This window comes from Streptomyces sp. YS415 (assembly GCF_023544665.1).
Classification (GTDB): Bacteria; Actinomycetota; Actinomycetes; order Streptomycetales; family Streptomycetaceae; genus Streptomyces.
This window is the reverse complement of the sequence record NZ_JAMJFL010000008.1, coordinates 45,102-71,094: the sequence shown is the minus strand read 5'-3', so window position 1 is coordinate 71,094 and position 25,993 is coordinate 45,102. Positions and strand designations below refer to the sequence as shown.

Here is a 25,993-nt window from a genome sequence, read left to right as displayed (position 1 = left end):
CGGCGTTCACCGCGCCGCCGCGGTCAACGCCTCCCGCTCCACACCGAGTTCCCGGGCCAGCGCCTCGTCGGCCCACTCCTGCGCACGCGCGCGGGAAAGCGCGCCCGGGTAGGACGTCAGCTGGACGGCGAGCCCGTCGAGCAGGGCCGTCAGGCGCAGGGCCGCGCCGGCCGGGTCGGGGCAGCGGAACTCGCCCGCAGCCACTCCTTCGGCGATGACCTCGGCGAGGGCCGCCTTCCACTGCGTGTCGAGGGCCTGGGTGACCTCGCGCAGGGCGGGTTCGCGCAGCGCCGCGGCCCAGCCCTCGATCCACAGCCGCCAGCCCTTGGCCTGGCCGGTGGGCGCGTACCAGCGCACGGCCGCGCGGAGCCGGCGCAGCGCGGTCGTCCGGCGCCCGAGCAGCTTGCGCAGATGGGCCAGGTCGCCCTCGGCCGCGTGCGCGAAGGCGGCGGCGACCAGCTTCTCCTTGGTGGAGAAGTGGTACAGCACCAGGGCGTTGCTCACGCCGAGCGCCGACGCCACGTCGGCGATCCTGACCGCCGCCACGCCCCGCGCCTCGATCTGCTCGACGGCGGCCCGCAGCAACTCCTCGCGCCGCTCGGCCACACTCAACCGCACCCTCGCCACGGGCCTCACCCTAAACCGTGATCCCCGGGCCACCGGGCTGCGGGTACTGCGCCACCGCCACTGGGGCAGGCGACTGCGCGCGGCCCGGTCCACCGCGGTGCGGCACGCCGGGGGCACTGTCCCGTAGCCGAGGGTGCGTGGCGCGCGGCTGCCGGGGTGGGTGCGTCCGGCCCGGTGTCCGCTGCTCCTGCGGCACACCACTGTGCGGTGCCTCGGTCAGCGGTTCACCGGTAGCGGCCGTACCGTTCCGCGATCAGTGGCAGGCGGTCCCCGGCGAGGGCGTGGGCTGCCGCGCGGGGGGTCGTTCCGTCGGTCTGCGCGCGGGTCAGCATCCGGTCGGTCAGGGCGCGCATCGAGCGGCGGACGTGGGCGAGGGCCTCCGCCGGGTCGGGACCGATGTCGCCGAAGAGGGTCCACCACCACCAGGCGTTCGTCCCGGAGTTGACCACGACGTCGGGCAGCACGGTGATCCCGCGCCCGGCCAGCAGCGCCTCGGCCTCGGGCAGCACCGGCATGTTGGCCGCCTCGACGATCCAGCGGGCGGTGATCCGCTGCTGGTTCGCGGCATCGACGGCGTACGACACGGCCGCCGGCACCAGCACCTCCACGTCCGCCGACAGCCAGGCGTCGCCCGGCAGTTCACGGTCGCCCGGGCGCAGCGCGGCGCGGTCCACGGTGCCGTACGCGTCCCGCGCGGCGAGCATGGCCTCGACGTCCAGCCCCGCCGGGTTGGCGACGGTGCCCTTGAGGTCGGCGACGGCCACCACCGTCAGCCCCGCGCGCGTGAGGAACCGTGCCGTGGCCCCGCCCATGGTGCCGAACCCCTGCACGGCCACGCGCGTGCCCGCCTGCGGCACCCCGGCCCGGTCCAGGGCGGTGAGCACCGACTCCGCCACCCCGCAGCCGCCGACCAGTTCGTCCAGCCCGATGCCGTCGACCTCCACGGCGAAGGCGTCCGCGAGCCGGCGCCGGGCGGCGGCCTCGTCGTCGAGCAGCGGATACACGGCCTGGACGGACGACACCAGGCCCGCCTCGGCCGCCGCCCGGTCCACCAGGTCCTGACCGAGCCCGAGATCCTCGCCGGTGGTCCAGAAGTTCTCGACGTACGGCCGCAGGGCCCGCAGATACCGCACGAGCACGCCGTACGCCTGCGGATCACGCGGATCGCAGTCGATGCCGCCCTTGGCGCCGCCGAGCGGGACGTAGCGGCGGTCCGGGTCGTAGTGCAGCGCTTCCTTCATGGACATGCCGCGGGCGAGCCCCGCGACCTCGTCGAGGGTGCAGCCCTCCCGCATCCGCAGACCACCGCTGCACACGCCGCGCACCAGCCGGTCGATCACGAGAAAGCCCTGGCGGCCGGTGAGGTCGTCGGTCCAGGTCAGCGACAGCAGAGGGGCGGTCATCGACTCTCCTTACTGAATCACCGGTCAGTGTCGTGAGCGGGCGCCCGCACTGTCAATGTGCTCAACGGATCTTCGGGGGGAAGGAGCCGGGGTGGTTGTCGGAGGGGCCGACCATAATGGGATGCCTCGACGACTCCACATGGAGGTACCGTGACCGGTTTCCGTTCCCTGGGCTCCGTGCTCCGCGCGCTGGAGCCGGCGGGCTTCGGCGCGGAGCCGAGTGGCGAGCGCCTGGCGCGCATCCACGCATCGCCCCATTTCGTTAACGGCGTCTTCCAGAACCCCGGAGGGCACGCCCGGACCCGCCCCTCCGGCTCGATGCTGGAGTTCGCGAAGGTCTTCTTCGCCAAGGACGAACGTCCCCGCAGATCCCCCCGCGGCAGCGTGCCCGTGCACTCCACCACGCTCGCCGACCTCGCCCGCCCGCCCGCCACCGGACTGCGCATCACCTGGATGGGACACTCCAGCGTGCTCGCGGAGATCGACGGCCACCGCGTCCTCTTCGACCCCGTGTGGGGCGAGCGCTGCTCCCCCTTCTCCTTCGCCGGGCCCAAGCGGCTGCACCGGGTGCCGGTGCCGCTGGCCGCGCTCGGCCCGGTCGACGTCGTCGTGATCTCGCACGACCACTACGACCACCTGGACCTGCCCTCCATCAAGGCGCTGGCCGGCACGGACACCGTGTTCGCCGTGCCGCTCGGCGTCGGCGCCCACCTGGAGCGCTGGGGCGTCTCCCCCGACCGGCTGCGCGAGCTCGACTGGCACGAGTCGGCCAGGATCGGCGGGCTCACCCTGACCGCCACGCCGGCCCGGCACTTCTGCGGCCGCGGTCTGCGCAACACCCAGCACACGCTGTGGGCCTCCTGGTCCGTGGCAGGCGCCGAGCACCGGATCTTCCACAGCGGCGACACCGGGTACTTCGAGGGCTTCAAGGACATCGGCGCCGAGCACGGCCCGTTCGACACGACGATGATCCAGATCGGCGCGTACAGCGACTTCTGGCCGGACATCCACATGACGCCCGAGGAGGGCATGCGTGCCCACCTCGACCTCCAGGGCGGCCGGCCGCACGGCGTGCTGCTGCCGATCCACTGGGCCACCTTCAACCTCGCCACGCACGCGTGGGCGGAGCCCGGCGAGTGGACCCGGGACGCCGCCGACGAGGCCGGCCAGGCGGCCGCCTTCCCGCGGCCCGGCGAGCCGTTCGAGCCCGCCGGACTGCTGCCCGTCCAGCCCTGGTGGCGCTCCCTGTCCGCGCCGCTCCCGCATCCCTGGCGCCGCCCGGAGCCGCTGGCCGCGCCCGAGGAGAGCCCCCGCGGCGACCTCGACTTGGCGGGCGACCGCTGAGCGGCAGACGCACCCCGACACGGCGGGTGACGGTCGGGCCAGAACCCCCGAGAGGGTGAAAGCGGCGTCGGCGAGTTGACGCCGGTCGGAGAAACCGCGGACGACGAGGGCCGGGAAGCGAAGGGCTTCCCGGCCCTCGTCGTCACTGTCCGACCACTTCCGACCAGGTCTGATCGAAGTTTTTGCGATCCGGAGCGGGATTCGCTTCGGGTTGTCGATCTCCCGTACGAGGCCTCATACCAGAGGTGGATGACCCGCGTACGAGTTTGTCAACTGCCCACCGCACATGATGCGTTGCCGACTACTGTCAGTGTCCGTCGGGCGACGCAGGGCCGATTTCTTCGGCTCGGTCGACCGGCACCGCGATGGCGCACGCCCGACGCGCAGACCGAGCCGGGCGTCGTGTGGATCAGGCCGCGCCCGCCCGCGCTCCGGCCCGGCGGCGCGCCCGACGGACAGTACGAGGACACCGATGTCTCACCTCCGCGCACCGGCCCCGCGTGCAGACCGCCGTGAGGGCGGGCGGCACGGTCGTCCGGTCGCCCGCCCCGCCCCGGCGCTGCCCGAGACGTACATACGGCCGCAGCTCCTGCGGCTCGCCGTGCTGCCGCCGGTCGCGGTCGCCCTCGCCGGCTGCGCGGCCGTGCTGTTCAGCGTCCGCGCCGCCGGCGCCCGGCCGGGCCTGCCCCTGTGGGGCATGCTCGCCGGCGCGAGCGCGGTCGCCCTCGCGGGCATCGTGATCGCCGCCGTGGTCGCCGACCGCACCGCCAGGTCCATCAGCGAACGCATCGGCGCCCTGCGCCGCAGCAGCGCCCGCGGCGAGGCCGACCTGCGCGCCCTGGTCGACGCACTGCGCCGGGGAGAGAGCCCGCCCCGGCGCAAACCACGCAGCGGTCCGCCCGAGGACGCGGACGACCTCGAACTGCTCGCCGCCGACCTGGCCCGCGCCCACGACGGGGCCGTCACCGCCGTCGTCCAGGCCGCACAGCTGTCCAGCCAGGCCGGCAGCGAACAGAAGCTGGAGGTCTTCGTCAACCTCGCCCGGCGCCTGCAGTCGCTGGTGCACCGCGAGATCTCGATCCTCGACGAGCTGGAGAACGAGATCGAGGACCCCGACCTGCTCAAGGGCCTCTTCCACGTCGACCACCTCGCCACCCGGATCCGCCGCCACGCCGAGAACCTCGCCGTCCTCGGCGGTGCCGTCTCGCGCCGCCAGTGGAGCAACCCGGTCTCCATGACCGAGGTGCTGCGCTCGGCCATCGCCGAGGTCGAGCAGTACTCCCGGGTCAAGCTCGTGCCGCCGATCGACGGCACCCTGCGCGGGCACGCCGTCGCCGACGTCATCCACCTGCTCGCCGAACTCGTCGAGAACGCCACCGTGTTCTCCGCCCCGCACACCCAGGTACTGCTGCGCGCCAACCTCGTCACCTCGGGCCTCGCCGTCGAGGTCGAGGACCGCGGACTCGGCATGCCCGTCGGCGAACAGGAACGCATGAACGCCCTGCTCGCCGACCCCGACCAGGTGAACGTCGCCAGCCTGCTGGCGGACGGCCGCATCGGCCTGTTCGTGGTCTCCCAGCTCGCCCGGCGACACGGCATCAACGTCCGGCTCCAGACCAACATCTACGGCGGAGTGCAGGCCGTCCTCGTCGTACCGCAGGGCCTGCTCGGTGGCGCGCCGGGCGGCGCCGAGACCGCCGTGACACCGCAGGCGCCGCAGGTGCAGCCGGCCGGGCCGCCCCCCGCGCAGGCCCCGTCGCAACGACCGGGCCCCCGGGCCGCGACGCCCAGGGCGAACGGCGCCGGACCCGTGCCGCTGCCCGTGCGCGGCACCCACGAGGAGCGGCGCACCATCGCCGAGGCCGTGCCCGGCATCAGCCCCGAGGACCGGGCGGTCGTCGCCGAGCACACCGTCGCGCCGCCCACCCCGCGCTCCAGTGCCGTGCGCGGCACCATGGGCAAGCCCCAACTGCCCAAGCGCCGCGCCCAGGAACACCTCGCCCCCCAACTGCGCGACGGTCCCGCACCGCGCCTGGAACCCGAGCAGCTCGCCGGACACGATCCGGGACTGATGGCCGCCTTCCAACGCGGAGTCGGCCTCGCCGAGGCGCAGCAGCACCTGGAGTCCGAGCACCCGGACCAGTTCGCCCCCGACCTCCTCACCGCGGACTTCACGGCGGCGGACGTGACGCCGGCGCGCATACCGCAGGCACGCCCCGCGCAGCCGTCCCGCCCCGAGCACACCAACCGGCACGACGGGAGCGCATCAGCCGGATGACCACGCACGCACCCACCCCCACACCCACCCCCACGCCCAGGACCTGTCCCAGCGCTCCCGCTGACCTTCGTACCTCAAGGAGTCGATCCACCATGGCGAGCGAAGCGCCGACCGGCCATGCATCCGATCTCGACTGGCTGATGACCGGCCTCGTGCAGCGCGTACCGCACACCAGCAGCGCGGTGCTCCTGTCCTGCGACGGGCTCGTGAAGTCGGTCCACGGCCTCGACGCGGACAGCGCCGACCACATGGCGGCCCTGGCCTCCGGCCTGTACTCCCTGGGCCGCAGCGCCGGGGTCCGCTTCGGCGACGGCGGAGACGTCCGCCAGGTCGTCGTCGAACTCGACTCCACCCTGCTGTTCGTCACCACCGCCGGATCCGGCACCTGCCTCGCCGTCCTGGCCGGACGCGAGGCCGACGCCGCCGTGCTCGGCTACGAGATGGCGATGTTGGTCAAGAGCGTCCGCCCCTATCTGGTGACCGCCCCCCGCCATCATGCCGTCGAACCGTCGGCGTCGAGGCCTTGAGCGTGGCGGCGGCCGGCGACGGGCCCTGGCTCGATGACGCGGCCGGACGGCTGGTGCGCCCCTTCACGGTCAGCAACGGCCGGACCCGGCCCACCGTCGCCCTCGACCTGATCTCCCAGGTGATGGCCACCGGGGCGACCCCCCTCGGCTATCCGGGCCCTGAACAGACGGAGGCGCTCGACCTGTGCCGCGCCCCCGTCTCGGTCGCCGAGGTCGCGGCGCACCTGAAGCTGCCGGCGGCAGTGACCAAGGTGCTGCTGGCGGACCTCGTCGACTGCGGGGCGCTCACCACCAAGCCCCCCGAGTTCCACCACAACCCCACTGACCGGGCCCTTCTGGAGGCAGTGCTCGATGGACTACGACGAAAGCTCTGACTACCACGGCGGCGCCGGCGCCGACCCCTTCCCCACCGCACTGAAGATCCTGGTGGCGGGCGGATTCGGGGTCGGCAAGACGACCTTCGTCGGCGCGGTCAGCGAGATCGCACCGCTCAGCACCGAGGAGCTGCTCACCACGGTCAGCGCCGCTACCGACAATCTCGACGGCATCGAGAACAAGGTCGAGACCACGGTCGCCATGGACTTCGGCCGCATCACGCTCGACCCCCAGCATGTCCTGTACCTGTTCGGCACGCCCGGACAGGAGCGGTTCTGGTTCATGTGGGACGAGCTGTGCGAAGGCGCCCTCGGCGCGGTCATCCTCGCCGACACCCGGCGCCTGGAGGACTGCTTCGCCGCCGTCGACTTCTTCGAACAGCGTGGCCTCGGCTTCATCCTCGCCATCAACGACTTCGACGGCGCCTACCGCTACGACCCCGAGGAGGTGCGCGCCGCCATCGACCTCGACCCCGGGGTCCCCATCGTGCGCTGCGACGCCCGGATCTCCAGCTCGGGCGTCCAGACCCTGCTGACCCTCGTCAAACACCTCATCGCGCACGCCCCGGCCCCCGCGACCGGCTACGGCGCCCATATGTGATCCCCGCACACCCCACGGAGCCCTCCTATGCCATACGCCCACACCACCGGAGCGCGCCGATGAGCTACGACCCGCCCCGCCCGGCCGGTCGACTGCTGCTCACGCCCGACGACAAGGAGGCACCCGCCCGAGCGGACCGGCTGCGCCGACTCGGCCTCGGGGAGCGGACGGAACCCGTCCTCGACGCCTACGCGGACGCCCTCGCGGAGGTGGCCGGGGCGCCGTACGCCATGGTCAACTTCATCGACGAGAACCGGCAGTTCTTCGCGGGCCTGCATCTCCCCGCGGCCGCGCTGTACGTGAAGGGCGACGGCACCAGTCCGCGCGTCACCCGCACCCTGCCGCGCGACCACGGGTTCTGTCCCCATGTGGTGGTCCGGCGCAAGGCGCTCGTCCTGGAGGACGTCTGCGACTACCCGCGGTTCGCGGGCAACCCGGTCGTCGACGAGTTCGGCATCCGCTCCTACCTCGGCGCACCGCTGATCGACACCACCGGGATGGTGCTCGGCACCGTGTGCGTGGTCGACGTGCAGCCCCGGCCGTGGGGGAGACCGGGTCTGGAGAGCATCAAGGCGTCGGCCGCGGATCTCGTCGCCCGGCTGGAACGCCGGGCGGCCGACGGCCTGCCGCTGCCCTGACCCCCGGCCCGCCGCCCCAGGCCACGGTCCGCTCTAGAAGCCCCGCCAGACGTTGTCGAACGCGGAGCCCTCGATCGACCGCCGCTGCCGTACGGCCTCCAGTTCCATCACCGCGTCGCCCACGGCGGCCAGCACCGTGGTGACGGTGTCGTCCGTGAGGTCCTCGGCGTTTCCGGCCGGGTCCTCGAGGCCGGCGGCCGCGGCGAGTGCGGCGAGGACGGGCTCGCCTGACGCCCGGCGCTCCTCGGCGCCGGCGCGGGCCGGCGACTCGACGGGCACCGCCGGGCCGGGCCCCAGCGGGCCGCGCCCGCGGGTGGCCAGGCCGGTCCGCTCCAGATCGTCGACGTAGGCCGCGGCGAGCCCGTCGCCCCGCCGCCACAGCCAGTCCGTGACGGTCTCGTACGGCTCCTTGCGGAGCAGCGCGGCGGCGGCCTCGTCCAGCAGCCGGTCGCCCGTCGCCGCCGCGGTGCCCGGTACGAGGCGGTCGTCGTCCAGCGTCAGCGCCCCGGCCTCGACCAGATCCAGCACCTCGGCTCCCGCGAGCGCGAGCGAGAGGTCGCCCTGCTCCACGGAACGGCCGGGCGGCGCGTCCAGGGCGGTGATGGCGAGATCCCGTGCGGTGTTCATGTGCGGCTCCAGGTCGGTCGGGTGCGGTGTGCCCCGTCGATTGTTGCCTCCCTCGGTCCTTTTGGGAGCGGTGTGAAGGAGATCTGCTGCTCCGCTTAAGAAATCCTCGATGGACCGGGGCGGCGAGGTACGGCAGATTGCTAACCGATTCCACCCCTCTCCCCGGACACGGGCGCTTCGGCATGCCCGGGCCCGGGGCCGTACCCACAGGAGCCGTACGAGTGAAGGCGCTGGTCAAGGAGAAGGCGGAGCCCGGGCTGTGGCTCGCGGACGTGCCCGAGCCCGCCGTCGGTCCCGGCGACGTACTCATCAAGGTGCTGCGCACCGGCATCTGCGGCACGGATCTGCACATCCGGTCCTGGGACGGCTGGGCGCAGCAGTCGATCCGCACCCCGCTGGTGCTCGGCCACGAGTTCGTCGGCGAGGTCGTCGACACCGGCCGCGACGTCACCGACATCCGGCCCGGCGACCGGGTCAGCGGGGAGGGCCATCTGGTGTGCGGCAAGTGCCGCAACTGCCTGGCCGGACGCCGGCACCTGTGCCGGGCCACGATCGGGCTCGGGGTCGGACGCGACGGCGCGTTCGCCGAGTACGTCGCGCTGCCCGCCGCCAACGTCTGGGTGCACCGGGTACCGGTCGACCTCGATGTCGCCGCGATATTCGACCCGTTCGGCAACGCCGTGCACACCGCGCTGTCCTTCCCGCTGGTCGGCGAGGACGTCCTGATCACCGGCGCGGGCCCGATCGGTCTGATGGCCGCCGCGGTCGCCCGGCACGCGGGCGCCCGCAACGTCGTGATCACCGACGTCAGCGAGGAGCGGCTGGACCTCGCCCGCAAGATCGGCGTGAGCCTGGCCCTGAACGTGGCGGAGACCGGGATCGCGGACGGCCAGCGGGAGCTGGGACTGCGCGAGGGCTTCGACATCGGGCTGGAGATGTCCGGCCGCCCCGAGGCCATGCGCGACATGATCGCCAACATGACCCACGGCGGCCGGATCGCCATGCTCGGTCTGCCCGCCGAGGACTTCGCGGTGGACTGGGCCCGCATCGTCACCTCGATGATCACCATCAAGGGCATCTACGGCCGCGAGATGTTCGAGACCTGGTACGCGATGTCCGTCCTGCTGGAGGGCGGCCTCGACCTCACTCCCGTGATCACCGGCCGGTACGGCTTCCGTGACTTCGAGGCGGCCTTCGCCGACGCGGCGAGCGGCCGCGGCGGCAAGGTCATCCTCGACTGGACCGCGTAAACCCTAGGAGCTTCTTCGATGTTCGACTCCGTGCGCGACGACCTGCGCGTCACCCTCGACGAGATCCGGGCCGCCGGGCTGCACAAGCCCGAGCGGGTCATCGGCACCCCGCAGTCCGCGACCGTCAGCGTGACCGCGGGCGGCCGTCCCGGCGAGGTCCTCAACTTCTGCGCCAACAACTACCTCGGCCTCGCCGACCACCCCGAGGTGGTCGCGGCCGCCCACGAGGCGCTGGACCGCTGGGGCTACGGCATGGCCTCCGTGCGCTTCATCTGCGGCACGCAGGAGGTGCACAAGGAGCTGGAGGCACGGCTCTCCGCCTTCCTCGGGCAGGAGGACACGATCCTGTACTCCTCCTGCTTCGACGCCAACGGCGGTGTCTTCGAGACCCTGCTCGGCCCCGAGGACGCGGTGATCTCCGACGCCCTCAACCACGCCTCCATCATCGACGGCATCCGCCTGTCCAAGGCCCGCCGGTTCCGCTACGCCAACCGTGATCTGGCCGACCTGGAACGGCAGTTGAAGGACGCCTCCGACGCCCGGCGCCGGCTGATCGTCACCGACGGCGTCTTTTCCATGGACGGCTATGTCGCGCCGCTCGCGGAGATCTGCGACCTCGCCGACCGCTACGACGCCATGGTCATGGTCGACGATTCGCACGCGGTCGGCTTCGTCGGCCCCGGCGGCCGCGGCACCCCCGAACTGCACGGCGTGATGGACCGCGTCGACATCATCACCGGCACCCTCGGCAAGGCCCTCGGCGGCGCCTCCGGCGGCTATGTGGCGGCCCGCGCGGAGATCGTCGCCCTGCTCCGGCAGCGCTCCCGGCCGTACCTGTTCTCCAACACCCTCGCCCCGGTGATCGCCGCGGCCTCGCTGAAGGTGCTGGACCTGCTGGAGTCGGCGGACGAGCTGCGTGTCCGGCTGAACGAGAACACTGCGCTGTTCCGCCGCCGGATGACCGAGGAGGGCTTCGACATCCTCCCCGGCGACCACGCCATCGCGCCCGTGATGATCGGTGACGCCGCTGTCGCCGGCCGGATGGCGGAGCTGCTGCTGGAGCGCGGGGTGTACGTGATCGGCTTCTCCTACCCGGTGGTGCCGCAGGGCCAGGCCCGCATCCGGGTGCAGCTGTCCGCCGCGCACTCCACCGACGACGTGAACCGGGCCGTGGACGCGTTCGTCGCCGCCCGCGCGGAGCTGGCCGGCTGACCTGAGAGAATCGATCCGTGATCGAAGCGCGGCGGCTCCACATCCTCCGTGCGGTGGCCGACCATCGCACGGTGACGGCGGCTGCCGCCGCGCTGTATCTCACGCCCTCGGCCGTGTCGCAGCAGCTCACCGCGCTGGAGCAGGAGACCGGCCACCGCCTGGTGGAGCGCGGCGCCAAGGGCGTACGGCTCACCCCGGCCGGTGAGATCCTGCTGAGCCATACCAACGCCGTCCTCGCCCAGCTGGAGCGCGCCGAGGCGGAGCTGGCCGCCTACGGCTCCGGGGCGGCCGGCACGGTCACCGTCGCCGCCTTCGCGACCGGGATCGCCCAGGTGGTGGCCCCGGCCGTGGCCCGCCTCGCCGAGTCCGCGCCCGGCATCCGGATCCGCGTCCAGGACGCCGAGGGTGACGCCAGCCTGCCGATGGTGCTGGACCGGCAGGTCGACATCGCGGTCGCCGTCGAGTACCGCGGGGCCCCGCCCGCCGACGACCCCCGGCTGAGCCACGTCCCGCTGTACGCAGAGCCCTTCGACGCGGTCGTGCCGATGACCCACCGGCTGGCGGACGCGGCGGAGGTGCCGCTGGCGGAACTGGCCAAGGACCCCTGGATCGGCCCGTACCCCGGCAACCCCTGCCACGACGTGGTCGTGCTGGCCTGCGAGAGCGCCGGCTTCCAGCCCCGCCTGGAACATTCCTCGGACGACTTCCGCGCGGTCGTGGCGCTGGCCTCCGCGGACGCGGGCGTCGCCCTGATCCCGCGCTCGGCGCTGACCGGTATGGACCTCACCGGCGTGGTCGTCCGCCCGGTCGACGGCGTGGCGCCCACCCGCCGGGTCTTCGCGGCCGTACGCCGTGGCGCCGAGGAGCACCCGCTGATCCGCCCGGTGCTGGACGCCCTGCGGGCGGCGGGCGAGGGGACGGCGTGACGGTCGTTTCACATCTGGGATACAGTCCCCTATGTGAAACAGGGTGTGGAGGTCGACCCCGTCGACGCCCGGCTCGGCGCACGGCTCGCCGCGCTGCGGACCGAGCGCGGGTGGTCGCTGGGTGAGGTGGCGGAACGCAGCGGGGTCAGCAAGTCGACCCTGTCGAGGGCCGAGCGGGCGGAGATCAGCCCCACCGCCTCGCTGCTGAACCGGTTGTGCGGGGTGTACGGGCGGACCATGTCCCAGCTGCTCAGCGAGGTGGAGTCCGAGCCCGCACTGCTGGTGCGGGCCGCCGAGCAGCAGGTCTGGGCGGACCGGGCCTCCGGTTTCGTCCGGCGGTCCGTCTCCCCGCCGCACCCCGGGCTGCGCGGCGAACTTGTCGAGGGCCGGCTCGCCGCGGGCGCCGACATCGCCTACGACCGGCCGCCCGTGCCGGGTCTGGAACAGCACATCTGGGTCCTCGAAGGGGAGCTCGACGTGACGGCTCAGGACGCCGAGCACCACCTGGAGGCGGGGGACTGCCTGCGGTTGCGGGTGTGGGGGCCGACGCGGTTCCGGTGCACCGGAACCGGCGAGGCGCGGTACGTGCTGGCGGTGGTGCTGCCGTGAACGTCCTCCGGCTGGACGCGGATCAACTGATCGCGCACACAGGTGAGTTGGCGGAACTGATGCTGGACGCCGTGGAGGGGGGTGCCTCCGTCGGGTTCCTCGCTTCCCTGGACCGGGCCGCGGCGGAGGCCTGGTGGAAGGACCGGGCACAGGGGCCGTTCGCGGTGTGGGCGGCGCTCGACGGCGGGCGGATCGTCGGCACCGTCAGCCTGGCCTTCCCCGACAAGCCCAACAGCCGCCACCGCGCCGAGCTGGTCAAGCTGATGGTGCACCGGGACGCGCGCGGCCGCGGCCTCGGCCGTACGCTCCTGACCACCGCCGAGCAGGCGGCCGCCGCCGCGGGCATCACCCTCCTGCACCTGGACACCGAGACCGGCAGCCCCGCGGAGCAGCTCTACCGCTCGGCGGGCTGGACCCGGGCCGGGACGATCCCCGACTACGCGGCGGACCCGGGCGGAGTGCTGCGGCCGACGACGCTGTACTACAAGCAGGTCGGGGCGCCCGTACCCGCCCGGTGATGTCAGTGCGACCGGTTACGGTGCCTGCCATGCAGGATGCCGAAGACGTACGCCGTACCGCCCTGTCCCTGCCGGACACGACGGAGAAGACCGCCTGGAACATGCCCACGTTCCGGGTGGCGGGGAAGATGTTCGCGACACTGCCCGAGAACGAGACCTCCATCGCCGTGCGCTGCCCCAAGGAGGAGCGCGACGAACTGGTGCTGGCCGAGCCGGGGAAGTTCTGGATCGCCGACCACGAGGCGCAGTTCGCCTGGGTGCGGGTCCGGCTCGCGGCGCTGGAGGACGGGGACGAGCTGCGGGACATCCTCGCCGACTCCTGGCGGCAGGCGGCGCCCACCCGACTCCTCGAGGCCTACCCGGAGTTGGGGCTTCCGGCCGCGGAGTGAAATCCCCTCGGGCGTTGTCAGTGCCGCGTGGCATGATCCGGAGGCGTGTGCGGAAGTCGGGGCGGAGGGGGCCCCGGCTGCCGCGGTGACCGGTGCACGGGGAGGGGAGCGCGGGGATGGCGAGGCGGCGGTCGAAGGCGTCGGGTGAGGTCCGGCCGGTCTGGTCCCGGGACTTCGCCCTCTTCTTCGCCGCCCGTGCCGTCGCCCGGCTCGGCGACACCATGCTGCCGGTGGCCCTGGCCGCCGGACTGCTCCAGCACGGGTACGGCGCGGGCGCGGTGGGCCTGGCCATGGCCGCCACGGCCGCCGCCTTCGCGGGGTTCGTCGTCTTCGGCGGAGTGATCGCCGACCGCTTCAGCACCCGGGGACTGATGATCGGCGCGGACCTGGTGCGCCTGGGCACCCAGGCCCTCGCCGCGGTCCTGTTCTTCAGCGGTCATGTGGTGCTGTGGGAGATCTGCGCGATCGGCTTCGTCAACGGTGTCGCCAGCGCCGTCTTCCAGCCCGGCGTCGCCAGTACGACTCCCCGGCTCGCCACCGACGTCCAGGGCGCGAACGGCGCCATACGCATCGCGGAGTCCGCGGCCCACCTCGCGGGCCCCGCCCTGGCCGGCCTCCTCGTCGGCCTCGCCTCCCCGGGCGGTGTCTTCGCCGCCCACGCGGTGACGTACGCGGTGAGCGCCCTGTGCCTCCTGCTGCTGCGGCTGCCCCCGCTCGCCTCCGGCGGCGCGCCGGTGCCGAGCACGTTCCGGGCGGACCTGGTCGAGGGCTGGCGGGAGTTCCGGGCGCGTATCTGGCTCTGGGCGGTCATCGCCGTCTGGTGCCTGTACATGCTCATGGTGTGGGGCCCGACCCTGCCGCTGGTCGCGACCGAGGTGGTCCAGGAGCACGGCGCCGGGGCCTACGGCCTGATCAACTCCGCCCTGGGCGCGGGCACCGTCGTCGGCGGTCTCCTCGCCCTGCGCCTGCGGCCCCGCCGGATGCTCCGGGCCGGCGCGATCAGCCTCTTCGCCTTCGTCGGCTTCCCGGCGACCGTGGGCCTCGGACTCGACGTGCCCGCGATGGCGGCGGGCGCCGCCGTGGCGGGTGCGGGCATGTCCTTCTGGAGCGTGATGTGGGCGACCACCGTGCAGACCCAGGTCCCGTCGGACGTCCTCAACCGCATCCACGCCTACGACGTGGCCGGCTCCCTGGCCATGATGCCGGTGGGCCAGGCCCTCGCGGGCCCCTCCGCGTCCGCTCTCGGCGCCGGGAACGTCCTGCTGGTCGCGGGTGTGATGAGCCTGGTGGTCGCGGCGATCCTGCTCGCGGTCCGGCCGGTGCGGGACCTGGTGCGGGCGGATGGGACGACCGCCGGATCGCTGCCCGCGGACCAGCCGGAGCGGGCCCGTGCCGAATAAACCGGTGCGCGACCACGGACCCGAGTGCGGTATTGTTTCCCTGTTCGTTCGGCCCGGCGAAAGCCCAGGTCAGCGGGCATCGGGACGTGGCGCAGCTTGGTAGCGCACTTGACTGGGGGTCAAGGGGTCGCAGGTTCAAATCCTGTCGTCCCGACTGTGCGGAAACGCAGGTCGGAGGCCGTTCTCTCATCACGAGAGGGCGGCCTTTCGCGTGTCCGGAGGCGGGGGTGAGGGCTTTCCCGGGTAGAGGGGCCGCGAGGAAAGGACGGCCGGCATGGGCGAGTTTCTGATCGGGACGTGTTCGTGGACGGACAAGGCGCTGGTGGCCAGTGGCTGGTATCCACCCGGGCGGCGTGACGCGGAGGGGAGGCTGCGGCACTACGCCGAGCACTTCTCCGTCGTGGAGGTCGATGCCGGCTACTACGCCCTCCCCAGCGTGCGCAACAGTCTGCTCTGGAACGAACGCACTCCGCCGGGCTTCCGGTTCGATGTCAAGGCGTTCTCCCTCCTCACCGGCCACCCGACCCGCAAGAACGCCCTGCCCGTCGACCTGCGCGGCCACGCCCTCGACGACCCGGAGCTGCTCGACGAGGTCTGGCACCGTTTCGGCGCGGCCCTGCGGCCCCTCGGCGAGTCCGGCCGGCTGGGCGCCGTACTGTTCCAGTTCCCGCCGTGGTTCGCTCCGGGCGCGCAGGCGGAGACCGTGCTGGATGCCACCAGGAAACGGGCCTACCAGTGGCCGATGGCCGTGGAGTTCCGCCATCCCGACTGGTGGAGCGAGGACCGGCGGGAGCGCACCGCCGCCCTGTTGAGGGACCTGGGCGTCACCGCGGTGGCCGTCGACACGGCCCAGGGGCTGCCCAACTCGATGCCCGCCGTCACACCCGTCACGTGTCCGAGGCTCGCAGTGGTCCGCTTCCACGGCCGCAGCGCGGCATGGGGGACCGGAAGCAAGGAGGACCGCTTCCGCCATGCCTACACGCGGGAGGAGCTGGCCGCCTGGCTGCCGCGCCTGCGCTTACTGGCGGACCAAGTCGAGGAGCTCCACGTCCTGTTCAACAACTGCTGCGGTGACGCCGCCGTACGCGCCGCCGAGACGTTGCGCGATCTGCTCGAAGGTTCCTGAAGCGAGGTCCGGTTGCCTCAGGAGGTGCTGCTCCACCCGGTGGTGCGGGAGTACGCGTCGATCAGGTCCACCACGAAGACGAGGGTCGAGTGCGCCGGGATCAAGGATGAGGGCGACTCCTTGCCGTAGCCGAGACGCGGAGGAACGACGATCTCGCGCCGGCCGCCGACTCTCATCCCGCGCACACCCCGGTCCATGCCCTTGATGACCCTGCCGCCGCCCAGGGCGAACTTGAACGGCTCGCCGCGGTCCCAGGAAGCGTCGAACTGCGTCCCGGACCCGAAGGTCACGCCTACGTAGTGCACCCGGACCACCATGCCCGGCTTCACCTCGGCCCCGTCCCCGACGACCAGGTCACGCAGGGTCAGCTCGGTGGGCGCGGGACCCTTCGGAACGTCGACCTCGGGCTTCGTCTGCTCACCCATCACAGCCTCATCAGGAAGATCGGTCACATCGTCGCAGGTGGGTCACTGCCGCCGGACCGTCAGCTCGATCTCCACCTCGTCGCCCGCCGCCAGACCCTGCGGCAGGCGTACCGCCGCCTTCAGCGGCAGCAGGTAGCGGCCGTCCTTCGGGAACAGCGACGTGGTGAAGGCGACCGCGCCGATGCGGGCCTCCACCGGGATCACGCCCCAGCCGTAGGAGGCCATGGACGCCACCTGGTGGATGTCGGCGGACTCCTCCCACGGTACGGGGACGAAGTAGTACGGCGACGGGCCGCGCCATTCGATCACCTGGCCGGTGAAGGCGAGTTCCAACAGGTCAGCCTCGATTCGGTGGGACAGACGGCCGGGCCGGCCGACGGAAGTGTCGGCCGGCCCGGGTGTCCAGGGGGGATGCGCTCAGACCAGGTCGAAGCGGTCCAGGTCCATGACCTTGGTCCACGCCGCGGCGAAGTCCTTCACGAACTTCTCCTTCGCGTCGTCGCTCGCGTAGACCTCCGCGAGCGCACGCAGCTCGGAGTTGGAGCCGAAGACCAGGTCGGCACGAGTGCCGGTCCACTTGACCTCGCCGGAGGCCGGGTCACGGCCCTCGAAGGTGCTCTGGTCGGGGGAGGTCGACTTCCACTCCGTGCCCAGGTCGAGCAGGTTGACGAAGAAGTCGTTGGTCAGCTTGCCCGGCGTCTCGGTCAGCACACCGTGCTTGGAGCCGCCGTGGTTGGCGCCGAGCACCCTCAGACCGCCGACGAGCACGGTCATCTCGGGGGCGCTCAGGGTGAGCAGGTTCGCCCGGTCCAGCAGCAGGTACTCGGCCGGCAGGCGGTTGCCCTTGCCCAGGTAGTTGCGGAACCCGTCGGAGGTCGGCTCCAGCGCCGCGAACGACTCGACGTCGGTGTGCTCCTCGGTCGCGTCGACCCGGCCCGGGGAGAAGGCCACCTCGACCTCGACACCGGCGTCCTTGGCGGCCTTCTCCACGGCGGCGGAGCCACCGAGGACGATCAGGTCGGCCAGGGAGACCTTCTTGGCGCCGGTGTTGAACTCGCTCTGGATGCCTTCCAGGGTGCGCAGCACCTGGGCGAGCTCGTCGGGGTTGTTGACCTCCCAGCCGCGCTGCGGCTCCAGGCGGATCCGGGCACCGTTGGCGCCACCGCGCTTGTCACTGCCGCGGAACGTCGAGGCCGACGCCCACGCGGTGGAGACGAGCTGCGGGACGGTCAGGCCCGAGGCGAGGATCTTCGCCTTCAGGGCCGCGACGTCGGCGGCGTCGATGGCCTCGCCCTCGGCCTGCGGCAGCGGGTCCTGCCACAGCATCGTCTCCGCGGGGACCTCCGGGCCGAGGTACAGCGACTTCGGGCCCAGGTCACGGTGGGTCAGCTTGTACCAGGCGCGGGCGAAGGCGTCCGCGAACTCGGCCGGGTTCTCGTGGAAGCGCTTGGAGATCGGGCCGTAGATCGGGTCGAAGCGCAGCGCGAGGTCGGTGGTGAGCATCGTGGGCAGACGCTTCTTCGACGGGTCGTGCGCGTCGGGGATGATCGCCTCGGCGTCCTTGGCGACCCACTGCTTGGCGCCGGCCGGGGACTCGGTCAGCTCCCACTCGAAGCCGAAGAGGATGTCGAAGAAGTCGTTGCTCCACTGGGTGGGCTTGGTGGTCCAGGTGACCTCCAGACCACTGGTGATGGCGTCGCCGCCCTTGCCGGTGCCGTAGGTGGACTTCCAGCCCAGGCCCTGCTCCTCCATGGAGGCGGCCTCGGGGTCGTTGCCGACGTGGTCGGCCGGGCCGGCGCCGTGCGTCTTGCCGAAGGTGTGGCCGCCGGCGATCAGCGCGACGGTCTCCTCGTCGTTCATCGCCATCCGGCGGAACGTCTCACGGATGTCGCGGGCCGCGGCGATCGGGTCCGGGTTGCCGTTGGGGCCCTCCGGGTTGACGTAGATGAGGCCCATCTGGACCGCGCCGAGCGGGTTCTCCAGCTCACGGTCGCCGCTGTAGCGCTGGTCGTCGAGCCACGTGGTCTCGGGACCCCAGTACACGTCCTCGTCGGCCTCCCAGACGTCGGCGCGGCCGCCGCCGAAGCCGAAGGTCTCGAAGCCCATCTGCTCCAGCGCCACGTTGCCCGTGAGGATCATGAGGTCGGCCCAGGACAGGGACTGGCCGTACTTCTTCTTGACCGGCCACAGCAGACGGCGGGCCTTGTCGAGGTTGCCGTTGTCCGGCCAGCTGTTCAGCGGCGCGAAGCGCTGCTGCCCGCGCCCGCCACCGCCGCGGCCGTCGCTGATGCGGTAGGTGCCGGCGCTGTGCCAGGCCATACGGACCATCAACGGGCCGTAGTTGCCGAAGTCGGCGGGCCACCAGTCCTGGGAGGAGGTGAGCACCTCGGCGATGTCCTGCTTCACCGCGGCCAGGTCCAGGGACTGGAACGCCTCGGCGTAGTCGAACTCCGCGCCCAGCGGGTTCGCGACGACCGGGTCCTTGGCAAGGATCTTCAGGTTGAGCCGCTCGGGCCACCACTGGCGGTTGCCGCCGCCCTGCGTCGGGTGCGCGGCACGACCGTGCGCGACGGGGCAGCCCCCCGTGACCTCCTCCGCCTTGGGGTCGGTGACGATTGCGTCGGGGTTCTCAGCCATGGGAATCCTTCCAAGCTTGGGTGGAGCTCGTGCTCAAAGAGTCTGGGAGGTCGAGCAGTCGGGGCACACGCCCCAGTAGATGACCTCGGCCTCGTCGATCGCGAAGCCGTGGTCGTCGGAGGCGGTCAGGCAGGGGGCGTCGCCGACCGCGCAGTCGACATCGGCGACGGCACCGCACGACCGGCACAGGACGTGGTGGTGGTTGTCCCCGACGCGCCCCTCGAACCGGGCCGGACTGCCGGCCGGCTCGATACGGCGGACGAGCCCGGCCGTGGTGAGGGCGTGCAGGCCCTCGTAGACGGCCTGCAGGGAGACATGGCCCACGCGGTCCCGCACGCCGGAGGCGATGGCCTCGACACCCAGGTGGTCGCCGTGCCGGACGGTCTCCAGCAGCGCGACCCGGGCAGCCGTCACCCGCAGGCCGGCTCCGCGCAGCTCGTCGGCGGTGGTGGGGGTCCCGGATGAGCTCATGCGCCGAACCTACCCTCATAAACACGAATGGTTCAAGAAAACGAACGGTTCAATTTTGCCGCGAGCGGACCTCGAGGCGGTCTCCACCTGCGGTCCACCCGCGCGTGAGCGTCAGATCACACAGCCGACATGTGCCAGCGCCTGCTTCAGCAGCACGCCGTGGCCGCCCGGCATCTCGCTCTGCACCGCCGGGGACAGCGCCTCCTGCGGGCTGAACCACACCAGGTCGAGAGCGTCCTGGCGGGGGCGGCAGTCCCCGGTCACCGGCACCACGTAGGCGAGGGAGACCGCGTGCTGGCGCGGGTCGTGGTACGGAGTGACGCCGTGCGTGGGGAAGTACTCCGCGACCGTGAAGGGCTGGAGGGAGGCCGGGACCCGGGGCAGCGCGACCGGGCCGAGGTCCTTCTCCAGGTGCCGCAGGAGCGCGTCACGCACCCGCTCGTGGTGCAGCACCCGGCCGGAGACCAGGGTCCGGCTGACCGTTCCGTCCGGTCCGATGCGCAGCAGCAGGCCGATGCTGGTGACCTCGCCGCTGTCGTCGACGCGCACGGGCACGGCCTCGACATAGAGGATCGGCATGCGGGCGCGGGCCATCTCCAGCTCGTCGGAGGTCAGCCAACCGGGCGTGGTTTCGGTCATATCAGACATTGCTTGATCATACTTTCCGGGATCGGCGCGCGCTCAGTCGCGACGGGGGACGGTTTCGGAGGGAAGTCCGTACAGGCGGCGGGCGTTGGCGGAGCCGGTCCACCGGACGAGGCGCTGTGCGTCCGGCAGGCTCAGTTCATCGGCGTCCACCCGGTCCTGGAGCAGCGCCCCGAGACCGTGCCGGAAGGACACCGCACCGAGCAGGTGGAACTCGGCCAGACCGTAGGCGTCGGAGCTGTACAGCAGTTTGCGGAACGGTGTGATCTCCAGCGCCTCCTCCAGGACCGCGCGCGCCCGGGCCGGGCCGACGTGGTGCAGGGTCAGGCCCACGTCGAGGTACACCTGCTCGAACACGGCGGCGAGATAGGCGGCCTGGCGCTGGTAGGGCCAGCAGTGCAGCAGCAGCACGGGGATCGTGCCGGCGGTCAGATGCAGCCAGTCGGTGAGGCGGGCCGGATCCACGCGGTGCAGCCGGATGTCGTTGTCGCCGAACCCGGTGTGCAGTTGGAGGGGCAGGCCCAGGTCGACGGCCGTCCACAGCAGATGCCGGACCAGCACCGGGTCGGTGAGGCGTCCGCCGGCCGTGAGCCATCGCCGGGCCGCCCCGGTGACCTCCGCGTCCGCGGGCCGCGCCGGGTCGAGGCCGAAGCCGGTCCGGTAGGCCGCGACGGACTTCACCGCCACCACCCCGGGCCGGCGCACGGCGTCCTCGGCGGCCGCGCGGAAGGCGGCGCCGTACGCGTCCGGCTCCACCCCGGCCCGTACGGTCGCCTCCGCGATGTTCTCCAGCCGTACGACCTCGAAGGCGTCGGCGCCGGCCGCCTCGGCCAGTTCGCGCGGGGTGGTGAGGGGGCGCGGGGTGTAGCCGGTGTCGACGCAGAGGGCGTCGGTGCCGGCGGCGGTGAGGAAGCGGCGGTTCACCTCGGTCGGGCCCAGTTCGGCGCGCCGGGCGAGGTACTCCTCGGCGGGTGCGTGGCGGGGAAGGTCCAGCAGGGGTGCGCAGTGCCGCCGTACCGCCACGCCCACCGGGGTGTCGAAGGGGGAGATGCCGGGCCAAGGGGCGCCGCCCTCGGTCAGCAGGGACTCGAACTCGGGCCGGTCCAGGGCCTCGGTGACCACGCCGTGGCAGTGGTGGTCGGTGAGCGGCTGGGCGGCGAGGGTCTCGTGGAGCGGGGTGGCCGTCATGTCAGTACCGCCAGCGGTACGCCGCCGCGATCCCCGCGTCGTCGAGCCCGTCGACGGCGGCGATCTCCCCTTCGCGTACGGCGATCACCGCGTCGGTGAGCACCGGTCCGAGGGCGGTGCGCAGCACCTCGTCCGCGCGGAACTCCGCAACCGCCTCGCCGAGCGAGGTCGGCAGTCTGCGCACGTCCCGGGCGCGGGCCTGCCCGGTGTCCAGCAACTCCGGGTTGCCGGTGGTCTCCTGGGGCAGCGGCGTGGACATCGCCATGCCGTCGAGGCCGGCGGCGATGACGCAGCCGAGGGCGAGATAGGGATTGGCGGCGAGGTCGACCGGCTTGATCTCGATGTTCGCAGACCGGTCCTGGAGGCCGGTGGTGCCGGTGATCACCCGCACGCCCGCCTCGCGGGTCTCCCGGCCCCAGGCGGTGAACGCCCCTGCCCACCGGGACGGTTTGAGGCGCAGATAGCTGGCGGGGCTGGGCGCGGTCACCGCGGTGAGCGCCGGGAGGCGGGTGAGCACACCCGCCGTGAAGGACTCCGCCTCGGCCGTCATGCCGTGCCGGCGGTCGCCGCCCGCGTGCAGATTGACACCGTCGCGCCAGGCGGACAGGTGGAGGTGGCCGCCGTTGCCGACGCCCTCGGCGACCACCGCGGGGGCGAAGGAGACGACGAGGCCGTGGCGCCGGGCCACGGCCCGGATCGTCTGGCGCACCAGCACACTGCGGTCGGCCGCCGCGACCGGGTCCAGCGCGCCCACCGACACCTCGAACTGCCCCGCGGCGTACTCGGGATGGAGCTGGTCGACGTCCACGCCCTGCTCGGCGAGCGCGGCCAGCAGGTCCGCGGCGCAGTCGCTCAGCTCGACCTGCCGGGTGGCGCCGTAGGCGGGGCCGGTCGTCGCGGGCAGCAACTCGCCCGCCGCCGAGGGGCCCTGGCCGACGGTCCACTCGATCTCGATCGATGCGCGGAAGGCGATGCCCCGGCGGGCGGAGTCGGTGACCAGGTGCCGCAGGAAGGTGCGGCTGCAGCCCGGATGCGGGTCGCCCTCCTGGGCGATCCGGTCGACCGGGGCCCACGCCCAGCCGGGCTGCCCGGACAGCACGACCAGGCCGCCCAGGTCGGGGTAGAGCCGCAGATCGCCGTCCGGGGAGCCGAGGGCGTCGGTGGTGACGATGGAGTCGTCCGCCAGGAAGGTGTCGAACACGGGGGACATGCCGACGCCCCAGGCCACCGCCGACGGCAGCTTCGCCGTCGGGATCGCCTTCACCCTGCCGATCCCGGCGGTGTCCACGTACGCCAGCACGATGCCGTGCACGCCCCGCCCGGACAGCTCGCCGCTCAGGGCGGTGGCCCGCTCGACCTCTCCGGGACGCCCTCCGGGCACGGGATCGGCAAGGGTGGTCATCCGTTCTCCTCGTCGAGCTGGCCGCGACACTCACTGGGGCGTCAGGGTTTCACGGCCATCGCGCCGTACCGCGGCACCGCGACGGGAGAGTCGGACCCGGGCCGCCACGGCGAGCACCGCACCGGGCCCGTCGGGATGGGCTGCCGGTCACGACTTGTCCTCTCCTCGCACGCACGGCCGAGACCCGCCGTAGGGCCATTGTGCCGTCCCTTGATCATTCTGTCTCCGGAATCGGTGTCTCCGGAACCGGCACGGCAGCAGGGGCGGTTGACCCTCGGCGGGGAGGGGAGGAGGGGGTGCGGGGTGCCTCAGAGTTTGCGGCCGACCCCGCCGTAGAGGGAGACGGGGCCGTCGCCGAGCGGGGCCTCGTCCCGGGCCAGGTCGGGGCGCCAGTCCTTCACCGACACGATCCCCGGCTCCAACAGGTCGAGTCCCTTGAAGAAGCCGCCCACTTCGGCGCGCGTGCGCGCGACGAGCGTCACTCCGCCCGCCGCGTACCGCTCGATGCCCTGCCGCACGTTCTCCGGCTCGAAGTCGGCGGTCATGCAGGACAGGACCAGGCAACTGCCCGGCGCCAAGGCCTCGACGAGGGTGTCCACCAGCTCCTGGGCGCCGTCCTCGTCCGCGACGAAGTGCAGCAGGGCGATCAGGGACAGGGCGATCGGGCGGTCGAAGTCGAGGAGGCGGGCGGCCTGTTCGAGGATCGCGCCGGGCTCGCGGGCGTCGGCCTGGAGGTACTCCGTCACGCCCTCCGGGGTGCCGCGCAGCAGCGCCTCGGCGTGCGCGAGGACGATGGGGTCGTTGTCCACGTAGACCACGCGCGCGTCCGGGGCGAAGGACTGGGCGATCTGGTGCAGGTTGGGCTCGGTGGGTATGCCGGTGCCGATGTCCAGGAACTGGCGGATTCCCGCCTCCCCGGCGAGGTGGCGCGTGGCCCGCTGCATGAAGCAGCGGTTGCTGCGCGCCGCCCGCGGCGCCCCCGTGTCGATCGCCATGATCTGGCGGCCGAGGGCCTCGTCGACCGGGTAGTTGTCCTTGCCGCCGAGGTACCAGTCGTACACCCGGGCCGGATGGGGCCGGGTGGTGTCGATGCGGACGGCCGGCTCGGTCCCGGTCACACGTGCTCCTCTGCTCGCTCGGCACGGGGGTGCGCTGCGGGCAGTCTTTCACGATCACCGGAGGCGACGGAGTCTGTCTTCGGCCACCTCGCGGTGGGCTGTCGGCCACCTCAACGCCCGTACGGGCGCCGCCTGTTCGTCCGGCTCATGGCTTGAGCGGGTCGTGGCCCAGGGACATCAGCAGGTGCCGTCGGCGGGGGTCCTCCGCCGAGGGCTCGTTCTCCACGTCCGCCTGTTCGGCGACCGTGTCGACCACCTCGTACATCACCGCGACGTCGTCGTCGGTGAGGTCCGTGCGCCGCTTCTGGAGGATCGCCAGGACATGCTGTCCGGTCGGCGAACCGGCGTGCTCGGGGAGGGGTTCGGTCTCCTCGGAGGCCTCGCTGACCCGCAGCCAGGCGGCCAGTTCCTGCGAGGTCATGTTCACGGCGCGGTGGAAGTCCTCCCACAGCGCGTCGAGTTCGAGGGAGTCGGTCATGGTCAGCCCTTTTCACTCGTCCTCTTGCCCGGGTGTGCGTGCGCTCGTCCGCTCGTCTACTCGTCCCGGGGCCAGTTCTCGGCGTCGAACATCCAGCGCTGCTTCTCCAGATCGGCGGTGATGCTGATGAGCAGGTCCTGGGTGACGGGGTCCGCCTTCTCGGTGGCGTCGATGCGGGCGCGCAGCCGGCCGATGGCCGATTCCAGCGCGGCCACCATCAGCCGGACGACCTCGGTGTCGCGCAGCCAGCCCTCGTCCGCGCCGGGCAGGCCGAGGGCGGCGGCGACGGTCTCCGGACGGCCGTCCGGGGAGACGCCGAGCGCGGCGGCGCGTTCGGCGACGGTGTCGGCGTGCTCGCGGGCGGCCATGACGACCTCGTCCAGCTGGAGGTGGATCGAGCGGAACCTCGGTCCGACGACGTTCCAGTGCGCCTGCTTGCCGGTCAGTGACAGGCCGAGCAGGTCGACCAGCGTGTCCTGGAGGGCGTCACCGGCGATGCGGCGTTCCTTGTCGGGCAGAGTGCTCTTCACCACGGTCATAGGGTGCTTCTCCTCTCGGCGTGCTGCCTTGACGTACGGAGCAGTACGGCGCGTTCCTCCTCGCAGGTTCCGCCCCACACACCCGATGCCTGTCCGCTGTGCAGCGCGAAGGCCAGACACTGGGTGATCACCGGGCAGCGGGCGCACACGCGCTTGGCCGCCGCGGTCTCCCGCAGCGCCGGTCCCCGCAGGCCCACGGGAAAGAACAGCTCGGGGTCCTCGCCCGCGCAGGCTGCTCTCCGCAACCACTCCATGAGGGCGCGGGTGCCCCGGGTGTACTCGTGCAAACGCGGCGACCTGCCGTCTCACGGTGTGAGTACGTCGTCCAGGAAGCGGACCAGATCGTCGAGGACCTCCGCCTTGTTCGTCTCGTGGAACACCTCGTGCCGGGCACCCGGATAGACGCGCTCGGTCAGCCGTTCCCCGCGCAGCTCCTGGATGCCGGACCGGCTTCCGGTGAGGGGAACCAGCCGGTCCTCCGCGCCGTGCAGCCACAGCAGCGGCAGCGGCCCCACGTCCCCGCCCCGGGCGACGGTCTGCAAGGTCCGGGCGAAGCCCTCCACCGTCGGCCGCTTCATCGGGCCGTGCCAGACCAGCGGATCCTGCGCGTACGCCGAGCCCACCCCGGGGTCGCGGGAGAGCGCGCCCGGACTGATCGGGGTGTCCGGGATCTCGTCCAGGGCGAGCAGCCGGCGCGGCAGCGGCCAGTCGCCGATGACCGGCCCGGACAGGACCAGCGCGGTGAGCTCGTCGCCGTGGCGCTGGGCGAAGCGGGCCGCGATCAGGCCGCCCATGGAGTGCCCGATCACGACCAGGGGCAGGCCGGGGTGGGCGCCCCGGGCGAGGTCCGCCGCCGCGTGCAGATCGCTGACGACGTCCTCGAAGTCCTCGATCAGGACCCGCTCGCCGGACGACTTCCCGTGCCCGGTGTGATCGGGGGCGAACACCGCGGCGCCGTGCGCGGTCAGCACGTCGGCCACCCCGGTGTACCGGCCGGCGTGCTCCCCGTAGCCGTGCACCAGGAGCGCCAGGTAGCGGGGCTCTCCGGCGGGCCACTCGTGGACGACGAGGGGGCCGTGGGTTCCGGCGAGGAGGTGTTCGCGGGTGTCGGCCATGTCTTCTCCGGCTGCGTCGACGAGGGTCCCGGGGATCTTCCCAGGGGGAGGGTCGGCGGTCTATAGTCGAAAACTAGCGGTGCTAATTAAGAGACGCTGATCATGCCGGTCGGATGGTGGTCGGCG

General features: G+C 72.5%; 29 protein-coding genes and 1 tRNA gene. 15 read left to right on the top strand and 15 right to left on the bottom strand.

Features of this window, described 5'->3' with window-relative positions; translation table 11 throughout:
• Positions 1–6 precede the first annotated feature (6 nt).
• Positions 7–627 (bottom strand): TetR family transcriptional regulator C-terminal domain-containing protein, encoded by a 621-nt coding sequence (locus M8H82_RS12385; RefSeq protein ID WP_308293250.1) that lies wholly within the window; start codon positions 625–627, stop codon positions 7–9.
• A 224-nt stretch (positions 628–851) separates the two neighbouring features.
• Positions 852–2,030 (bottom strand): glutamate dehydrogenase, encoded by a 1,179-nt coding sequence (locus tag M8H82_RS12380; RefSeq protein ID WP_250073169.1) that lies wholly within the window; start codon positions 2,028–2,030, stop codon positions 852–854.
• 150 nt (positions 2,031–2,180) lie between these two features.
• Here M8H82_RS12380 and M8H82_RS12375 point away from each other — a divergent pair, with 150 nt between their 5' ends.
• From M8H82_RS12375 to M8H82_RS12350, 6 genes are all read left to right on the top strand, one after another.
• On the top strand, positions 2,181–3,374 hold the full coding sequence (locus M8H82_RS12375; protein WP_250073168.1) for an MBL fold metallo-hydrolase: 1,194 nt from the start codon (positions 2,181–2,183) through the stop codon (positions 3,372–3,374).
• Positions 3,375–3,846: 472 nt separating this feature from the next.
• The gene (locus M8H82_RS12370) at positions 3,847–5,652 is read left to right on the top strand and encodes an ATP-binding protein (protein WP_250073167.1); all 1,806 of its coding nucleotides are present in this window, start codon (positions 3,847–3,849) and stop codon (positions 5,650–5,652) included.
• 92 nt (positions 5,653–5,744) lie between these two features.
• Entirely contained in the window at positions 5,745–6,179 is a 435-nt protein-coding gene (locus M8H82_RS12365) for a roadblock/LC7 domain-containing protein (RefSeq protein ID WP_250073166.1), read from the top strand.
• Positions 6,180–6,181: 2 nt separating this feature from the next.
• Entirely contained in the window at positions 6,182–6,553 is a 372-nt protein-coding gene (locus tag M8H82_RS12360; protein WP_250073406.1) for a DUF742 domain-containing protein, read from the top strand.
• Positions 6,531–7,154 carry an ATP/GTP-binding protein gene (locus M8H82_RS12355; RefSeq protein WP_250073165.1) on the top strand — a complete coding sequence of 208 codons (624 nt, stop codon included), beginning with the start codon at positions 6,531–6,533 and terminating at the stop codon, positions 7,152–7,154. The genes M8H82_RS12360 and M8H82_RS12355 overlap by 23 nt, the downstream gene beginning before the upstream one ends.
• 59 nt (positions 7,155–7,213) lie before the next feature.
• Positions 7,214–7,792, top strand: coding sequence for a GAF domain-containing protein (locus M8H82_RS12350; protein ID WP_250073164.1), 579 nt, complete (start codon positions 7,214–7,216; stop codon positions 7,790–7,792).
• Positions 7,793–7,825: 33 nt separating this feature from the next.
• Here M8H82_RS12350 and M8H82_RS12345 read toward each other — a convergent pair whose 3' ends face one another.
• Complete coding sequence (locus M8H82_RS12345; protein WP_250073163.1) at positions 7,826–8,419, bottom strand: GPP34 family phosphoprotein; 594 nt, start codon at positions 8,417–8,419, stop codon at positions 7,826–7,828.
• A gap of 221 nt (positions 8,420–8,640) precedes the next feature.
• Between M8H82_RS12345 and tdh the strand changes: the two genes are divergently transcribed.
• The 9 genes from tdh (at position 8,641) to M8H82_RS12300 (ending at position 15,849) form a co-directional block, all read left to right on the top strand.
• Positions 8,641–9,669 (top strand): L-threonine 3-dehydrogenase, encoded by a 1,029-nt coding sequence (tdh, locus tag M8H82_RS12340; protein WP_250073162.1) that lies wholly within the window; start codon positions 8,641–8,643, stop codon positions 9,667–9,669.
• Positions 9,670–9,687: 18 nt separating this feature from the next.
• Positions 9,688–10,881 (top strand): glycine C-acetyltransferase, encoded by a 1,194-nt coding sequence (locus M8H82_RS12335; protein ID WP_250073161.1) that lies wholly within the window; start codon positions 9,688–9,690, stop codon positions 10,879–10,881.
• A gap of 17 nt (positions 10,882–10,898) precedes the next feature.
• A complete protein-coding gene (locus tag M8H82_RS12330; RefSeq protein ID WP_250073160.1) occupies positions 10,899–11,807 on the top strand; it encodes a LysR family transcriptional regulator in 909 nt (302 codons plus the stop codon).
• Between the two features lie 33 nt (positions 11,808–11,840).
• Entirely contained in the window at positions 11,841–12,416 is a 576-nt protein-coding gene (locus M8H82_RS12325) for a helix-turn-helix domain-containing protein (protein ID WP_250073159.1), read from the top strand.
• Positions 12,413–12,934, top strand: a complete 522-nt coding sequence (locus tag M8H82_RS12320) for a GNAT family N-acetyltransferase (RefSeq protein WP_250073158.1) — start codon at positions 12,413–12,415, stop codon at positions 12,932–12,934. The genes M8H82_RS12325 and M8H82_RS12320 overlap by 4 nt, the downstream gene beginning before the upstream one ends.
• A 29-nt stretch (positions 12,935–12,963) precedes the next feature.
• The gene (locus M8H82_RS12315) at positions 12,964–13,323 is read left to right on the top strand and encodes an MmcQ/YjbR family DNA-binding protein (protein ID WP_250073157.1); all 360 of its coding nucleotides are present in this window, start codon (positions 12,964–12,966) and stop codon (positions 13,321–13,323) included.
• Positions 13,324–13,439: 116 nt separating this feature from the next.
• Positions 13,440–14,723, top strand: coding sequence for an MFS transporter (locus tag M8H82_RS12310; protein WP_250073156.1), 1,284 nt, complete (start codon positions 13,440–13,442; stop codon positions 14,721–14,723).
• A gap of 80 nt (positions 14,724–14,803) precedes the next feature.
• Positions 14,804–14,877: transfer RNA gene (locus M8H82_RS12305), tRNA-Pro, on the top strand.
• 120 nt (positions 14,878–14,997) lie between these two features.
• On the top strand, positions 14,998–15,849 hold the full coding sequence (locus M8H82_RS12300; RefSeq protein ID WP_250073155.1) for a DUF72 domain-containing protein: 852 nt from the start codon (positions 14,998–15,000) through the stop codon (positions 15,847–15,849).
• A 17-nt stretch (positions 15,850–15,866) separates the two neighbouring features.
• Here M8H82_RS12300 and M8H82_RS12295 read toward each other — a convergent pair whose 3' ends face one another.
• From M8H82_RS12295 to M8H82_RS12240, 12 genes are all read right to left on the bottom strand, one after another.
• The gene (locus M8H82_RS12295; RefSeq protein ID WP_250073154.1) at positions 15,867–16,274 is read right to left on the bottom strand and encodes an FKBP-type peptidyl-prolyl cis-trans isomerase; all 408 of its coding nucleotides are present in this window, start codon (positions 16,272–16,274) and stop codon (positions 15,867–15,869) included.
• Between the two features lie 42 nt (positions 16,275–16,316).
• Complete coding sequence (locus M8H82_RS12290; protein WP_250073153.1) at positions 16,317–16,607, bottom strand: DUF1905 domain-containing protein; 291 nt, start codon at positions 16,605–16,607, stop codon at positions 16,317–16,319.
• Between the two features lie 84 nt (positions 16,608–16,691).
• The gene (katG, locus tag M8H82_RS12285) at positions 16,692–18,911 is read right to left on the bottom strand and encodes a catalase/peroxidase HPI (protein WP_250073152.1); all 2,220 of its coding nucleotides are present in this window, start codon (positions 18,909–18,911) and stop codon (positions 16,692–16,694) included.
• Between the two features lie 33 nt (positions 18,912–18,944).
• The gene (locus M8H82_RS12280) at positions 18,945–19,382 is read right to left on the bottom strand and encodes a Fur family transcriptional regulator (protein ID WP_250073151.1); all 438 of its coding nucleotides are present in this window, start codon (positions 19,380–19,382) and stop codon (positions 18,945–18,947) included.
• A gap of 111 nt (positions 19,383–19,493) precedes the next feature.
• Positions 19,494–20,021 carry an NUDIX hydrolase family protein gene (locus M8H82_RS12275; protein ID WP_250073405.1) on the bottom strand — a complete coding sequence of 176 codons (528 nt, stop codon included), beginning with the start codon at positions 20,019–20,021 and terminating at the stop codon, positions 19,494–19,496.
• 42 nt (positions 20,022–20,063) lie between these two features.
• Positions 20,064–21,215, bottom strand: a complete 1,152-nt coding sequence (locus tag M8H82_RS12270; protein ID WP_250073149.1) for an amidohydrolase family protein — start codon at positions 21,213–21,215, stop codon at positions 20,064–20,066.
• A gap of 1 nt (position 21,216) precedes the next feature.
• The gene (locus tag M8H82_RS12265; RefSeq protein WP_250073147.1) at positions 21,217–22,617 is read right to left on the bottom strand and encodes a glutamine synthetase family protein; all 1,401 of its coding nucleotides are present in this window, start codon (positions 22,615–22,617) and stop codon (positions 21,217–21,219) included.
• A 308-nt stretch (positions 22,618–22,925) separates the two neighbouring features.
• Positions 22,926–23,735 (bottom strand): SAM-dependent methyltransferase, encoded by an 810-nt coding sequence (locus tag M8H82_RS12260; RefSeq protein WP_250073144.1) that lies wholly within the window; start codon positions 23,733–23,735, stop codon positions 22,926–22,928.
• A gap of 145 nt (positions 23,736–23,880) precedes the next feature.
• Positions 23,881–24,213 carry a DUF3140 domain-containing protein gene (locus M8H82_RS12255; RefSeq protein ID WP_250073142.1) on the bottom strand — a complete coding sequence of 111 codons (333 nt, stop codon included), beginning with the start codon at positions 24,211–24,213 and terminating at the stop codon, positions 23,881–23,883.
• A gap of 56 nt (positions 24,214–24,269) precedes the next feature.
• Positions 24,270–24,752: a Dps family protein gene (locus M8H82_RS12250; RefSeq protein ID WP_250073141.1), complete on the bottom strand. Its 483-nt coding sequence runs from the start codon at positions 24,750–24,752 to the stop codon at positions 24,270–24,272.
• Positions 24,749–25,039, bottom strand: a complete 291-nt coding sequence (locus tag M8H82_RS12245) for a WhiB family transcriptional regulator (RefSeq protein ID WP_284048818.1) — start codon at positions 25,037–25,039, stop codon at positions 24,749–24,751. The genes M8H82_RS12250 and M8H82_RS12245 overlap by 4 nt, the downstream gene beginning before the upstream one ends.
• A gap of 18 nt (positions 25,040–25,057) precedes the next feature.
• Positions 25,058–25,867 carry an alpha/beta hydrolase gene (locus tag M8H82_RS12240; RefSeq protein ID WP_250073138.1) on the bottom strand — a complete coding sequence of 270 codons (810 nt, stop codon included), beginning with the start codon at positions 25,865–25,867 and terminating at the stop codon, positions 25,058–25,060.
• Positions 25,868–25,993: the final 126 nt, after the last annotated feature.